Source organism: Actinacidiphila sp. bgisy144, assembly GCF_057708105.1.
The window spans coordinates 1-14,047 of sequence record NZ_JBYIRM010000011.1 but is presented as its reverse complement, the minus strand read 5'-3'; the positions used below and the strand labels follow the sequence as shown (position 1 = coordinate 14,047).

Genomic DNA, 14,047 nt, shown 5'->3' with positions numbered 1-14,047 from the left:
ATGGCACCCCGCACGACGTTTGCTGCCGCCGCCTGCACCGTGGCTGCGGCCGCCCTGTTCCTCACCGCATGCGGGGGTGGCAGTCACGATGACAAGATCGCGGCCACCACCCCCGCGAGTGCCCCGCCCCCCACCACCGCTTCTTCCTCCCCCACCCCCACCACGGCCCCCGGCGCCCCGACGTTCGACTTCCCCAGCGACGTCAAAATCAAGATCGACGCGGACACCACGGGCGACAAGACCAAGGACGCCATCCTCCGCGACCAGGCCTACGCCGAAAACGCGACCTACATGGCGATCGTCAAGCTGGACCCCGAGCTGCCGATCTTCACCCAGTACGTCATCGCGGACGCTCAGGCCAACTGGAGCAACAACATCATCGCGGGAAAGAAGGGCCACCACACGATCACGGGAACGGTCCACATCTACGACCGCAAGGTGACCGTTTCGAGCGCGACGAGGGCTGGAGTAACGTTCTGCGAAGATCAGCGCTACTCCTACGACAAGGACACGCAGACCGGGAAGGTCCTTAAGACGAAGCCAAGTGCGAACAGCTTCATCTTCCATTCCTCCCTCCTATTGAAATCGAAGGATGGAACGTGGCAGACGGCTAGCTACAACTCGCAGCGGGGGGCGGCGCGATGCCAGCTTTGACCAACAAAACATGGCGCGCATTTACGGTAGCGGCAGCATCGATGTCGCTGGTAGTGGTCGGCGCCGGGTCGAGTAGCGCGGACCAGGACTGGACAGCACCGCCACCATCGCCTCCTAAGACCAAGACGCCCAACCCCAGCAAAATCCATTCCCAGGTGCAGTACTCCAAGAGTTATAAAGGGCCCGGTGTGCAAATGAGTGCGCCGGCGGGGTCGGGGTGGTCGCCGCCGGCTTGTTGGTATGAGCCGGAGTTCACTCCGAAGGAGTTCTCGGACTACATCAACAGCAACTGGGTCTCGGGGTCGGCCTGGGACGAGATGGGGCAGGAGTACGGGAAGGACAACTTCCACGAGGGCGACAAGGGCGGCTGGTACCAGCTGATCGTCCCCGACCTCTCCAAGGCCGACGCGTGCGCGGCGCTCGACCCGTGGAAGTGGATCACACCGGAGCAGCCGTCGACGCCCGACATTCCGAAGGTCGACCCGAAGACGCTGGCCGGGTTGGCGTTCAACGAGACGGTCCTGCCGAATCCGGATATCACGCTGCGCCCGATCGCGCAGAACCAACTGGTGAACCTGGACACGGAGATCGCGTTCGACAAGGCACTGCCGAAGGTGTGGGTGACCGCGAGCCTGGACAACGCGGACTTCGGCATCCACGTCGCGGCGACCACGACCGCGGTGCCGGAGCAGCTGACGATCGACGCGGGAACGCCGTACGCGGACCCGCAGAGCTGCACGTACGACCTGAAGGCGGCCGGGGGGAAGTACAGCGTCGACACCAAGGACGCGGACTGCAACATCACGTACACGAAGGCATCCTCCGCAGGGGGCTACACCCTGAAGGCCAGCGTCGTATGGAAGGTCACCTGGACCCCTTCCGCCGACCCCGACGGCGCCCCCAGCGCCCCGGCGCTCCCGGACGGCCAGTCGAGCAAGCAGTTCACCGTCACCGTCCGCGAGAACCAGACCGTCAACCGCTGAGGGTTTCACGGCGCCTGCTCCCGCCGGGACCCGGTGAGTGCGGGGTGAAACCGCGGTGAAGCCGGGGGGCGGGAAGCTCCGGGGCATGACGACGACATCGGGTGGGCCCGCCATCGAGGCGAGCGGGCTGCGGAAGGCGTACGGGGACAAGGCGGTCCTCGACGGGGTGGACATGGTGGTGCCCGCAGGCACCGTGTTCGCGCTGCTGGGGCCGAACGGGGCCGGGAAGACGACCGCGGTGAAGGTGCTGTCGACGCTGGTCGCGGCGGACGCCGGACACGTGCGGGTCGGCGGCCACGACGTGGTGGCCGGGGCGCAGCAGGTGCGGGCGGCGATCGGGGTGACGGGGCAGTTCTCCGCGGTGGACGGGTTGATCACCGGCGAGGAGAACATGCTGCTGATGGCGGACCTGCACCATCTGCCGCGCCGCGAGGGCCGCCGGGTGGCCGCGGAACTGCTGGCGCGGTTCGGCCTGGACGAGGCGGCGAGGAAGCCGGCGTCGACGTACTCCGGGGGGATGAAGCGGCGGCTGGACCTCGCGATGACGCTGGTGGGCGGCCCGCGGATCATCTTCCTGGACGAGCCGACCACGGGGCTGGACCCGCGCAGCCGCCACACGATGTGGGGCATCGTACGGGGGCTGGTCGCCGACGGGGTGACGGTGTTCCTCACCACGCAGTACCTGGAGGAGGCCGACGAACTCGCGGACCGTATCGCGGTGTTGAGCGAGGGCCGGATCGCGGCCGAGGGCACCGCGGAGGAGCTGAAGCGGCTCGTCCCGGGCGGGCACGTACGGCTGCGGTTCACGGACCCGGCCGCGTACCGGTCGGCGGCAGCGGCACTGCGCGGGGCGGGCGGGGACGAGGAGGCCCTGACCCTGCGGGTCCCCAGCGACGGCAGCCAGCGCGAACTGCGGTCCGTACTGGACCGGTTGGACGCCGCCGGTGTCGAGGCGGACGAGCTGACCGTGCACACCACCGACCTCGACGACGTGTTCTTCGCCCTCACCGGCGGCCGCGACGTCCCCGCGCAGCCCGGCAGCAGCAGCACCCTCCGGAAGGAAGAGACCCGATGAGCGCCCTCCCCCTGGCCGTCCGCGACTCCCACACGATGCTGCGCCGCAACCTCCTCCACGCGCGCCGCTACCCCTCCCTCACCCTCAACCTCCTGCTCACCCCGATCATGCTGCTCCTGCTCTTCGTCTACGTCTTCGGCGACGTGATGAGCGCGGGCATCGGGGGCGCGACCGCGAACCGCGCGGACTACGTCGCCTACCTGGTCCCGGGCATCCTGATGATGACGATCGGCAGCACCGTGATCGGGGCGGCGGTGTCGGTGGCCACCGACATGTCCGAGGGCATCATGGACCGGTTCCGCACGATGGCGATCCACCGCGGCGCCCCGATCATCGGGCATGTCGTGGGCAGCGTGCTCCAGGTGCTGGCCAGTCTGGTGCTGGTCGGCGCCGTCGCCGTGGCCGTCGGGTTCCGGTCCACCGGCGCGGGCGCGCTGGAGTGGCTGTCCGCGTTCGGGCTGCTCGCGCTGTTCGCACTGGCGCTGACCTGGGTCGCGGTCGGGATGGGGATGGCGAGCCCGAACGCCGAGGCCGCCGGGAACAGCGCGATGCCGCTGATCCTGCTGCCGCTGATCTCCAGCGCGTTCATCCCGGCGGACACGATGCCGGGCTGGTTCCAGCCGATCGCGAAGTACCAGCCGTTCACACCGGCCATCGAGACGCTGCGCGGGCTGCTGCTGGGCACGGGCATCGGGGACAACGGGTGGATCGCGCTGGCGTGGTGCGCCGGTCTGACGGTGCTGGGCTACCGCTGGTCGATGAGGTCTTTCAACCGCGGTCGGTGACGAGGGCGCGAGCGGCGGCCCGGAGGTCGTCCCGTGCCAGGGCGGCGTACCGCGACACCGCGTCGCGGTACGCCGCCCGGTCGGCGTTCTCGGCCGCCCGCCGGGCGCGGTCCGCGGACATCGTCGGCTGGAACTCCCGCAGGACGTGCAGCCGTTCGGCCAGGGCGAGCATGCGGACGGCGGGGGCGGGGTCGCCGCGGGTGAGGCCGGCCATGCCGAGGGCGTGCAGCGCGGTGCCGTACAGGGGGAGTTGCGCGGACGCGCCGGGCGCGGTGTCCGCGGCCAGCAGCAGGCGCAAGGAGCTTCGCAGCTCGGCGAGTTGGGGCTCGGCGAGGTCGAGGCGGCCGGCGTGCGCGTGGGCGGTGACCAGGGCCGCCTGGAGGTGCAGCGTCCAGGGGTCGGGCAGGGCCGGCTCGGCGGCGGCCGGTCCGGCCCCCGCGCGCATCCGCTCCCCCACCTCGCGCCACAGGCCGAGCCCCGTCTCGGTCTCCCCGCGCGCCAGCGCGACCTCGGCGCGGCCGGCCAGGTCCGGCCGGTAGTGCGCGTCCTGCCGCCGCGCGGCGTCCCGTTCGCACTGCGCGAGCCAGAACTCGGCCTCGTCGAGGTCGCCGCGCTGGAGGCAGGCGAGGACGAGGGAGGAGCGGACGAAGAGGTGATCCTGCCCGTCGTTGAGGAGCGGCAACACGTCCAGTACCGCGAGGAGATGGCGGTACGCCTCCTCGCCGCGCCCGACCCGCAGGTACAGCTCGCTCAGCCGGGAGTGCCCGACCAGGCGCATCGACGGGCTGCCGGCCGGGGCCAGTTCGGTGACGACGCGGTGGGCGGAGGCGAGCGCGCGGTCGGGGTCGTGCTCGGCCTCCCAGACGTAGGTGGCGATGCTCTCGGCGATGCCGGCGACCAACGGGCGGTCGCTGCCGCACAGTTCGTTCAGCACCGCGAAGTCGGGGGGCCGTATCCGGGGGACGGCGAGGAGGACCAGCGCGGCGGCGCCCAGCAGGGTGTCGGGGGTGGCCGCGGGCAGCCGCCGCAGCGTGGCGAGTTGGCGCAGCGGGCGCGGGCCGTGGCCCATGAGCAGGCCCGCGGTGCACATCACGGCGGCGGCGCGGGCGACTTCGGCGTGTTCGGGCGCGGGGCGGTGGTGCGAGAGGGCGGGGCCGGTGTCTGCGGCGAGGGTGAGCAGGCGGGCGTAGCCGGCGTCGCTGGACCACAGGGCGGCGAGCACCGCGGTGACGGCGGCGGTGGTGGCGCCGTCACCGCGGGCCAGGGCGTGCCGCAGGGCGAGGACGAGGTTGTCCTGCTCGGGTCTGATCCGCTCCCAGGCCGCGCGGGGTTCGGGGCCGAAGGGCACGTCGTGGTGGGCGGCGCCGAAGTCCCGGGCCCAGCGCAGGAAGCGGTCGGCGGCCTCGTCCTGCTCGCCGGCCTCGGCGCGGCGCGCGGCGCTGAACTCCCGTACGGTCTCCAGCATCCGGAAGCGGGTGCCGGCCGGGGTGTCGGCCACGGTGAGCAGGGACTGGTCGGCCAGTTGCTCCAGGACGGGCAGCGCGTCGGCGCCGAGGACGTGGTCCGCGGCGGCGCCGGAGAAGCCGCCGGGGAAGACGGACAGCAGGCGCAGCGCGGCGGCGGCGTCCTCGGCGAGCAGGTTCCAGCTCCACGCGACGACGGCGTGCAGGGTGCGGTGGCGTGCGGGGGTGTCCCGGGCGCCGCCGCGCAGCAGCGCGAAGCGGTCGCCGAGGCGGCGGGCGATCTCCGGGACCGACAGCGCGCGGACGCGGGCAGCGGCCAGTTCCAGGGCGAGGGGCAGCCCGTCGAGGTGGCGGCACAGCTCGGCGACGGCGTCCGGGGGCAGGTCGGCGCCGGGGCGGGCGGCGCGGGCGCGCTGGGTGAACAGCTCGGCGGAGGTGGCGGGGCCGAGGGCAGGCAGGGCGTACACCGCCTCGGAGGTGAGGTCGAGCGGGGCGCGGCTGGTGGCCAGCACCCGCAGGTCGCGCGTGGAGGCGACGAGGGCCCGTACGAGGTCGGCGGCGCCGTGGACGACCTGCTCGCAGTTGTCGAGGACGAGGAGGGCGGGGGCGGGGCCGAGGGCGCCGAGGATGCCGGGCACCGGGTCGGGTGCGGTGGAGGCGGAGGCGGAGGCGGGTGCGGTGGAGGCGGGGTGCCGGGCGTCCCCCGCGCCGAGGGCCGCCGCCACCTCGGCGGCCACGTCCTGGTCGGCGGTGACCCCGGCGAGCGGCACGAAGTGCACGACGCGCCCTTCGGCCCGGCGGCTGACGGCGTGGGCGAGCCGGGTCTTGCCGAGGCCGCCGGGGCCGACCACGGTCACGGCGCGGGCGTCGCGCAGCAGGTGCAGCACCGCCTCGACGTCCGCGTCGCGGCCGAGCAGCGGGTTCGGTTCGTGCGGTACGCCGTGCACGGCCGCGGGAGTCTGTTCGCGCAGCAACTCCTGCTGCACGGCCCGCAGTCGGGCGCCCGGCGCGGTGCCGAGCCGGTCGCGCAGGCCGCGGCGGTACGCCTCGTACCGGGTGAGCGCGGCGGACGGGCCGGCCGTCGCCGCCTGCGTGCGCAGGAGTTCGGCGAGGACTTCCTCGTCGTGCGGGTGGGCGGCGGCGGCCTGCGCGAGGGGGCCGGCGGCCTCGGTGTACCGGCCCAGCCGGGCCAGGGCCAGGGCCCGGGTACGGGCCAACGCGTCGCGTACGGGGCGGCGTTCGGCGCGCAGCGCGGCGACGGGGTCGGACGAGGAGCCGGCGTCGTGGGAGTCGTCGGGGACCTCCGCCCACAGTGCGAGGCCGGTCTCGGCGGCCGCCAGCGCTCCCGCGTGGTCGCCGGCCCGGGCCCGCTCGGCGCCCGCGGATGCGGCGAGCAACAGGGCGGAGCTGTCCACCTGTTCCTCGGTCAGGGCCAGGCGGTATCCGCCCGGGGTGCTCTCGATGACCTCCGCGCCCCACTGCGCCCGCGCCCGGGACACGATCACCTGGAGCGCCTTGCCCGGCCGCTCCGGCAACTCCTCCGGCCACAGCCCGCGCACCAGCCGCTCCGTGCCGCACCCGCCCCGCAGCTCCCCGGCCAGCAGCGCCAGCAGCGCCCGCAGCCGCGGCGCGTTGACCTCCTGACCGCGCCACGCCACCCGCGGCAGAAGAGTCAGCTCAGGTCTCGCGTCCACCCGCGCAGCCTAGGCCACCCGGCCTTCACCCGGACCGCCCGAGCCCCGCCGCCTTCGGGCGCGCGGGGCCGGTCGGTGCCCCGGGCGAACCCGGGGGGCAAGGGTCAGGAGGCGGCGAGGAGTTGGAGGGTGTCGATGACGCGGTTGGAGAAGCCCCACTCGTTGTCGTACCAGGCGACGACCTTGATGTGGCGGCCGTCGACGCGGGTGAGGGCGGAGTCGAAGATCGCGGAGGCGGGGTTGCCGGTGATGTCGGAGGAGACGAGGGCGTCCTCGGAGTACTCCAGGACACCGGCGAGCCGGCCGTCGGCGGCGGCACGGTAGGCGGCGAGGACCTCGTCGCGGGTGACGTCGCGGGCGACGGTCGTGTTGAGTTCGACGATCGAGCCGACGGGGACGGGCACCCGGATGGAGTCGCCGGAGAGCTTGCCGTCGAGGTCGGGCAGGACCAGGCCGATCGCCTTGGCCGCGCCGGTGGTGGTGGGCACGATGTTGACGCCCGCGGCACGAGCCCGGCGCGGGTCGCGGTGCGGGCCGTCCTGGAGGTTCTGCTCCTGGGTGTAGGCGTGCACCGTGGTCATGAAGCCGTGCTCGATCCCGGCGAGGTCGTGCAGGACCGCGGCGAGCGGGGCGAGCGCGTTGGTGGTGCAGGAGGCGTTCGAGACGACCGTGTGCAGGGCCGGGTCGTACGCCTCGGTGTTGACGCCGAACGCCAGGGTCACGTCGGCGCCGTCGGAGGGCGCGCTGACCAGGACCTTGCGGGCGCCGGCGTCGAGGTGGGCGCGCGCGGCCTTCGCGGCGGTGAAGCGGCCGGTGGACTCCAGCACGATGTCCACGCCGAGCTCCGCCCACGGCAGCTGCGCGGGTTCGCGCTCGGCGAGCACCTTGATCCGGCGGCCGTCCACCACGAGGACGTCGCCGTCGACGCTCACCGGGCGGCCGAGGCGGCCGGCGGTCGAGTCGAAGGCGATCAGGCGGGCGAGCGCGGCCGGCTCGGTGAGGTCGTTGACGGCCACGACCTCCAGTTCGGTGTCGCGCTCCAGCAGCGCGCGCAGCACGTTGCGTCCGATGCGGCCGAATCCGTTGATGGCGATGCGGGTCATGAGAAGTGTCCCCAGTCCTGGCACGGTTCCTGAAGTCTCCGCAGGTCCCTGCGGGTGACTGTCCGGTTCGCCTTCCAGGGTGGCGCGCGGCGGCCGGGTACGGCCTGGGCACGAGCGCCACGGTTCGCAAGGATCGCGCCACGCACGCCGTAGGACCGCCTGCGCCGTACGCCCGGCACCGTACCGGCCCCGCGCCGAGACTCGCCGGGGCCCGCCGCTACTCGCCGCTACTCGCCGCTACTCGCCGCGCGTGAACGTCCGCCGGTACTCGCTCGGTGTCGTCCCCAGCGTCCGCTGGAAGTGCAGCCGCAGGTTCGCCCCCGTCCCCAGCCCCACGTCCGCCGCGATCTGCTCGACGCTGCGCCCGGAGCGCTCCAGCAGCTCCCGCGCCACGTCCACCCGGGCCCGCATCACCCACTGCATCGGCGTGTACCCGGTGTCCTCGGTGAAGCGGCGCGAGAACGTCCGGGGCGAGACCGCCGCGTGGCGGGCCAGCACCTCCAGGGTGAGCGGCTCGCCGAGCCGGCGCAGCGCCCACTCCCGGGTGGCGGCGAACCGCTCCCCCAGCGGCTCGGGCACGCTGCGCGGCACGTACTGCGCCTGGCCGCCACTGCGGTACGGGGCCGCGACCAGCCGCCGCGCCGCGTGGTTGGAGGCGGCCACCCCCAGGTCGCGGCGCAGCACGTGCAGGCACAGGTCGATCCCGGAGGCGGCGCCGGCCGAGGTCAGCACGCTGCCTTCGTCGACGAACAGGACGTTCTCGTCCACCCGCACCCGGGGGTGCTTCACGGCGAGCGCCCGCGTGTAGTGCCAGTGGGTGGTGGCGCGGCGGCCGTCGAGCAGGCCGGTGGCGGCCAGTGCGAAGGCGCCGGTGGAGATCGCGGCGAGCCGCGCGCCGCGGCGGTGGGCGGCGACCAGCGCCTCGACGACGGCCGGCGGCGGGTCGTCGCGGTCGGGGAAGCGGTAGCCGGGGATGAAGACGATCTCGGCCCAGGCGAGCGCGTCGAGGCCGTCGGCGACGTGGTACGACAGCCCGTCGCCGCCGGTGACCAGACCCGGCGCCGCACCGCACACCCGCACCTCGTACGGCATGCTCGCGCGGGTCGAGAAGACCTGCGCGGGAATCCCGACGTCGAGCGGCTTGGCCCCTTCGAGCACGAGGACGGCGACGCGTTGCAGGGCGGAGGCGGGCACGCGCACCAGCGTAAGTGCGGGGCGGCGCCGGACCGTCCATCCGGCGGCCGCGCCGGCGCCGATCCGGCCCAACGGGCGCAATTCGCAGGCCGGCTGAGGAATGTTCACACAACATCCATCGTCCCGCCGGAACCGGGCCGCGCGGCGTCCGTGGCGCTGGCCGTGAATGAGGGCCATGATCCCTCAACTCAAGGTCGGCTGGAGAACCGTGGCCGCGGCCGCCGCGGCGCTGACCGTCCTCGGCCTCGTCGGGGCCGACGCCGACGGCAGCACCGCCACCGCGGCCACCACCGGCCAGCGCTTCTCCGCCGTCTGCCCCGACGCCGACGTAGTGACCCCCGCCCTGGGCACCAACCTCATCGCCAACCCGGGCGCGGAGGACTTCACCGCGGTCACCGCGCTCGGCGCCCCGGCGGGCGACCCGCAGGACGTCCCCGACTGCTGGGACGCCTCCTCCCCGATGAACGCGCCCGGCGCGGTCCTGGAGTCGTCCGCGTCCTCGGAGCCGGGCCAGACCGGCAAGCGCACCTTCTACGGCGGCTACGACTACGACTCCCCGCAGGTGTCGATCGTCGGCGTCACCACGATCGCCACCCAGATGATCGACGTCGGCGCGCTGGACGCGGGCGGCAAGGCGTTCACCCTGACCGGCGCGATCGGCGGCTACACCACGCAGGCCGACTACGCCACGGTGACGGCCGCGTTCCAGGACGCCAAGGGCGCCACCCTCGGCTCCGCGGTGCTCGGCCCGGTCAACGCCGGGCAGCGCGGCAGCGTCACCAGCCTCGTCCCGCAGGCTGCGGCCGGCACCGTCCCGGCCGGCACCCGGCAGGTCCTGGTCACCATCGCCTCGACCGGCGTCAGCGCCGGGTACGGCATCGACGGCCGGGCCGACGACCTCGACCTGACGATCGCCGCCGACGGCACCGGCCAGCACTACACCGCGCCCTGCCCGGCCGCCGACCAGGTCACCCCCGCCCTGGACGGCAACCTCATCGCCAACCCCGGCGCCGAGGACGCCACCGCGGCCACCGCGCTCGGCGCCCCCGACGGCGACGACCAGGCCATCGCCGACTGCTGGACCAGCAACTCGCCGCTGGGCGCCCCCGACGCCACCCAGGAGTCGCGCGCCTCCACCGCCCCCGGCACCACCGGCGACCGCGTCTTCCACGGCGGCAGCAGCCCGGACGGCGTATCGGCGGCGGGCACCGTCACCAGCGGCACCCAGCTGGTCGACGTCAGCGCGCTGGACGTGGACGGCAAGCCGTACAAGTTGACCGGCCAGGTCGGCGGCTCCGCCGCACAGGGCGACTTCGCCCAGGTCATCGCCACCTTCGAGGACGCCGACGGCGCCGCCCTCGGCACGGCCGGCATCGGCCCGGCCACCGCCGCCCAGCGCGCGAACACCACCGAGCTGCTCTCCGACGGCACATACGGCACGGTCCCGGCGGGCACGAAGAAGATCCTCGTCACGATCGTCACGGCGGCCGTCGCCGACGACTCCGGCAACGACGGAACGGCCGACAACCTCAACCTGACGATCGGCCAGAAGACGGTCGGCCAGACGTACACCGCGCCCTGCCCGGCCGCCGACCAGGTCACCCCGGCCCTGAACGCCAACCTCATCGCCAACCCCGGCGCCGAGGACTTCACCGCGGCCACCGCGCTCGGCGCGCCGCTGGGCGACGACCAGACCATCGCCGACTGCTGGACCAGCGCCTCCCCGCTCAACGCCCCCGACGGCACACAGGAGTCGCGCGCGTCGACGTACCCGGGCGTGACCGGCGGCCGGGTCTTCTACGGCGGCACCAACCCCAGCACCGTGTCGATCCCGGGCATCGCCACCACCGGCGTGCAGACCGTCGACCTGGGTGCGCTCAGCACCGGCAGCCAGCCGTTCGAGCTCTCCGGCGACCTCGGCGGCTACGCCACGCAGAGCGACTACGCCACCGTCACGGCCGCGTTCGTGGACGACCAGGGCGGCACGCTCGGCTCGGGCGTCATCGGCCCGGTCACCGCCGCCCAGCGCGGCAACGTCTCCAGCCTGGTCCACCAGGCGTGGTACGGCACGGTGCCCGACGGCACCGCGAAGGTCGTGGTCACCATCGCCACGGTCGGCGTGAGCAGCGGCGCCAACTCCGACGGCACCGCCGACAACCTCGACCTGAGGATCGGCTCCGACGCGGTGCCGTCCGGGCCGGTGCTCCAGACCATGCCGTACACCTCGGTCGGCGACATCCCCGGCACCCACGTGGACCCGGGCACCGGCGCGGTCGTGCCCAACGTGACGCCGGGCTCGCTGTACCGGCCGGCGGGCATCTCCGTCGGCGGTGGCTCCCCGCAGGCGCAGTCCCAGGGCGCCGCGGGCACGAAGGCGAACCTGCGGGCGGAGCTGGCGAGCGTCGGCGACGGCTCGGTCTACGTCTCCAACACCGGTGACAACGTGGTGGCGCGGCTGCGCGACGGCGCCACCAGCGTCATCGCCGGGCAGCTGGAGGACAGCGGGGAGAAGGGCGACGGCGGCAAGGCCACCGACGCGACGCTCTACCAGCCGGCCGGCACCGCCGTGGACGGCAGCGGCGACGTCTTCATCGCCGACAGCGGCGACAACGTGGTCCGCGAGGTCTCCGCGAAGGGCGTGATCTCGCGCTTCGCCGGCACCGGGACCGCGGGCAGCCGGTCCTCCGCCAACGCGCTCACCACGCAGCTCAACGGCCCGGCGGCCGTGGCGGTCGACAGCGCGGGCGACGTGTACGTCTCCGACACCCGCAACAACCGCGTGGTCGAGGTGAACACCAGGCACAAGGTCGTCCGGGTGATCGGCACCGGCCGCGCCGGGTACGCCGGCGACGGCAAGGCCGCCACCCGCGCCCAGCTCGACCAGCCCACCGGGCTGGCCCTGGACGCCAAGGGCAACCTCTACGTCGCGGACTCGGCGAACAACGTGATCCGCCGGGTGGACGCGGCGTCCGGGGCGATCAGCACCGTGGCGGGCGACTACGCCGCGGCCAGGGCCGACGACGGCCTCGGCGGCTTCGCCGGGGACGGCGGCGCGGCCACCTCCGCGCGGCTCAACGACCCGCAGGGCGTGGCCCTGGACGGCGCGGGCGACCTGTTCGTCGCCGACACCGTCAACAACGCGGTCCGCATGGTCACCCCCGACGGGACCATCACCACCGTGGTCAACAGCTCGGCCGCGCCCGGCGGCGAGAGCAGCGGCGCGGCGCCGACCGCCTCCAGGCTCAACAGTCCGATCGCGATCGCGGTCGACCTGTCCACGCACCTGCTGTACGTGGCCGACACCCACAACAACGCGGTGGCGCAGGTGCTCGGGATCGCCCGGGCCGGCGACGCGGCCGGGCCCACGGCCCCCGCGACGTCCTGACCGGTCCGAGACCCGACGAGAGAGGAAGAGAGAGACGATGAGCACCACCGATTCCCGCAACCCCGGCCCGGCCGCGGGCCGCTCGGGGATGTCCCGCCGCCGCTTCATCACCAGCGCCGCCACACTGGCCGGCGCCGCCGGTGCGGCCGGCGTGCTGCCGGAGAGCCTGGCGCGGGCCGCGGCCGCGACCCCCGCCAAGGGCAGCCTGTCCCAGATCAAGCACGTCGTGTACGTGATGATGGAGAACCGGTCCTTCGACCACTACTTCGGCATGTTCCCCGGCGCGCGCGGCTTCAGCGACCCGACCGCGATCAGGCTGCCCAACGGCGACTCCGTCTTCCGGCAGCCCGACCCGGCGAACCCGGACGGCTACCTGGAGCCGTTCCACATGTCCACCATCAGCACCGGCGCGGCCGCGATACCGTCGCTGTCGCACGACTGGCGCGACCAGCACGCCTCGTGGAACCACGGCGCGATGGACGGCTGGCTGACCACCCACCTCGCCTCCGACGGCGAGGTCAACGGGTCCTACACGATGGGGTACTTCACCCGCGAGGACATCCCCTTCCACTGGGCGCTGGCGGAGTCCTTCACACTGCTGGACAACTACCACTGCTCGATCCTCGGCCCGACGGACCCCAACCGGCTGGTGTGGATGTCCGGCACCAACGACCCGCAGGGCAGGTTCGGCGGGCCGGTGCTGGAGACGGTCACGCCCAACCCGATGACGCACCCGTCGGCGGCGGAGGTCCTGTACGACGCCGGGTACAGCGTCAAGACGTACTTCTCCGGCGCGACCAGCGGGTTCAACGTCTTCTCCTGGTTCGCCAGCTTCCAGAACAAGACGGTGCCCACCGGGCTGTACAACGCCGTGATGAGCGGCGGCACCCTGTACGGCGACGGCACGCCCGGGAAGGCCGGCGACCCGCTGAACCCGACGGCGGCGGCCGACCCGGCGCTCGGGTTCGAGGAGGACTGCGCCAACGGGGTCCTCGCGGACGTGTCCTGGCTGTACATGCCGAGCGCGGCCGACGAGCACCCGCCGAACCTCCCGGCGGCCGGGGCGCAGTACCTCGCCTCGAAGCTGGAGGCGCTCGCGGCCAACGAGGAGCTGTGGAACTCGACCGTCTTCGTGCTCAACTACGACGAGAACGACGGGTTCTTCGACCACGTGCCGCCGCCGGTGCCCGACCCGCGCAGGTACCCCGAGGAGTTCGTCACCGTGCCCTCGCCGAAGGGCACCCCGGGCGGCGGGCTGCCGGCCGGCGGCGGCTTCCGGGTGCCGTGCATCATCGTCTCGCCGTGGACCGTGGGCGGCCGGATCTTCTCCGAGGTCTCCGACCACACCTCCGGGCTGCAGTTCATCGAGACGCTCACCGCGGCGGGCGGCCTGTCCGGCAACGGCCCGGTGAAGTTCACCCCGATCAGCACCTGGCGGCGCCGCACCTTCGGTGACTTCACCGGGGCGCTGCGCCTGAACGACCGCAAACCGGCCCCGAGCAACCCGCAGTTCGAGCCGGGCACCACCGCGGCCAACCTCGCCGCGCAGACCGCGGCCGCCGCCCAGCCGATGCCCTCGCGCCCCGGCGCGACGCAGAGCATGCCGGCGCAGCCGCACGGGCACTGACCGTCCGGCGCCGGCCCCTCCGAGGGCAGGGGGAACCGCGGGCCGTACGCCCACCCGGCGTACGGCCCGCGGGCACCCCCGCCA

The 14,047-nt window shown here is 73.7% G+C and carries 9 protein-coding genes; 6 read left to right on the top strand and 3 right to left on the bottom strand.

Annotation, left to right across the window (positions count from 1 at the left end):
* The 4 genes from AC3EVP_RS14855 to AC3EVP_RS14840 all read left to right on the top strand — a co-directional run bounded on the left by AC3EVP_RS14855 (window position 1) and on the right by AC3EVP_RS14840 (window position 3,497).
* Window positions 1–654, top strand: coding sequence for a hypothetical protein (locus AC3EVP_RS14855; protein ID WP_435130270.1), 654 nt, complete (start codon window positions 1–3; stop codon window positions 652–654).
* 194 nt (window positions 655–848) lie between these two features.
* Entirely contained in the window at window positions 849–1,637 is a 789-nt protein-coding gene (locus AC3EVP_RS14850; RefSeq protein ID WP_435130267.1) for a hypothetical protein, read from the top strand.
* Between the two features lie 85 nt (window positions 1,638–1,722).
* Window positions 1,723–2,712, top strand: coding sequence for an ATP-binding cassette domain-containing protein (locus AC3EVP_RS14845; protein ID WP_435130264.1), 990 nt, complete (start codon window positions 1,723–1,725; stop codon window positions 2,710–2,712).
* Window positions 2,709–3,497 carry an ABC transporter permease gene (locus AC3EVP_RS14840; RefSeq protein ID WP_435130261.1) on the top strand — a complete coding sequence of 263 codons (789 nt, stop codon included), beginning with the start codon at window positions 2,709–2,711 and terminating at the stop codon, window positions 3,495–3,497. Before AC3EVP_RS14845 ends, AC3EVP_RS14840 begins: the two co-directional genes overlap by 4 nt.
* Here the strand turns inward: AC3EVP_RS14840 and AC3EVP_RS14835 are convergent.
* The 3 genes from AC3EVP_RS14835 to AC3EVP_RS14825 all read right to left on the bottom strand — a co-directional run bounded on the left by AC3EVP_RS14835 (window position 3,481) and on the right by AC3EVP_RS14825 (window position 8,951).
* Window positions 3,481–6,654, bottom strand: a complete 3,174-nt coding sequence (locus tag AC3EVP_RS14835) for an ATP-binding protein (RefSeq protein ID WP_435130258.1) — start codon at window positions 6,652–6,654, stop codon at window positions 3,481–3,483. The genes AC3EVP_RS14840 and AC3EVP_RS14835 overlap by 17 nt on opposite strands.
* 104 nt (window positions 6,655–6,758) lie before the next feature.
* Window positions 6,759–7,757, bottom strand: coding sequence for a type I glyceraldehyde-3-phosphate dehydrogenase (gene gap / locus AC3EVP_RS14830; protein WP_335978008.1), 999 nt, complete (start codon window positions 7,755–7,757; stop codon window positions 6,759–6,761).
* A 237-nt stretch (window positions 7,758–7,994) separates the two neighbouring features.
* Window positions 7,995–8,951 (bottom strand): GlxA family transcriptional regulator, encoded by a 957-nt coding sequence (locus AC3EVP_RS14825; RefSeq protein WP_335978006.1) that lies wholly within the window; start codon window positions 8,949–8,951, stop codon window positions 7,995–7,997.
* A 175-nt stretch (window positions 8,952–9,126) separates the two neighbouring features.
* Between AC3EVP_RS14825 and AC3EVP_RS14820 the strand changes: the two genes are divergently transcribed.
* Both AC3EVP_RS14820 and AC3EVP_RS14815 read left to right on the top strand, forming a co-directional pair.
* A complete protein-coding gene (locus AC3EVP_RS14820; RefSeq protein ID WP_435130253.1) occupies window positions 9,127–12,336 on the top strand; it encodes an NHL domain-containing protein in 3,210 nt (1,069 codons plus the stop codon).
* Between the two features lie 37 nt (window positions 12,337–12,373).
* Entirely contained in the window at window positions 12,374–13,963 is a 1,590-nt protein-coding gene (locus AC3EVP_RS14815; protein WP_435130251.1) for a phospholipase C, read from the top strand.
* Window positions 13,964–14,047: the final 84 nt, after the last annotated feature.

What these genes read in the sequence shown, in the direction of transcription:
- AC3EVP_RS14855 (WP_435130270.1), top strand. Translation starts at nt 1, where the DNA reads ATGGCACCCCGCACGACGTTTGCTGCCGCCGCCTGCACCGTGGCTGCG.
- AC3EVP_RS14850 (WP_435130267.1), top strand. Translation starts at nt 849, where the DNA reads ATGAGTGCGCCGGCGGGGTCGGGGTGGTCGCCGCCGGCTTGTTGGTAT.
- AC3EVP_RS14845 (WP_435130264.1), top strand. Translation starts at nt 1,723, where the DNA reads ATGACGACGACATCGGGTGGGCCCGCCATCGAGGCGAGCGGGCTGCGG.
- AC3EVP_RS14840 (WP_435130261.1), top strand. Translation starts at nt 2,709, where the DNA reads ATGAGCGCCCTCCCCCTGGCCGTCCGCGACTCCCACACGATGCTGCGC.
- gap (WP_335978008.1), bottom strand. Translation starts at nt 7,757, where the DNA reads ATGACCCGCATCGCCATCAACGGATTCGGCCGCATCGGACGCAACGTG.
- AC3EVP_RS14820 (WP_435130253.1), top strand. Translation starts at nt 9,127, where the DNA reads ATGATCCCTCAACTCAAGGTCGGCTGGAGAACCGTGGCCGCGGCCGCC.
- AC3EVP_RS14815 (WP_435130251.1), top strand. Translation starts at nt 12,374, where the DNA reads ATGAGCACCACCGATTCCCGCAACCCCGGCCCGGCCGCGGGCCGCTCG.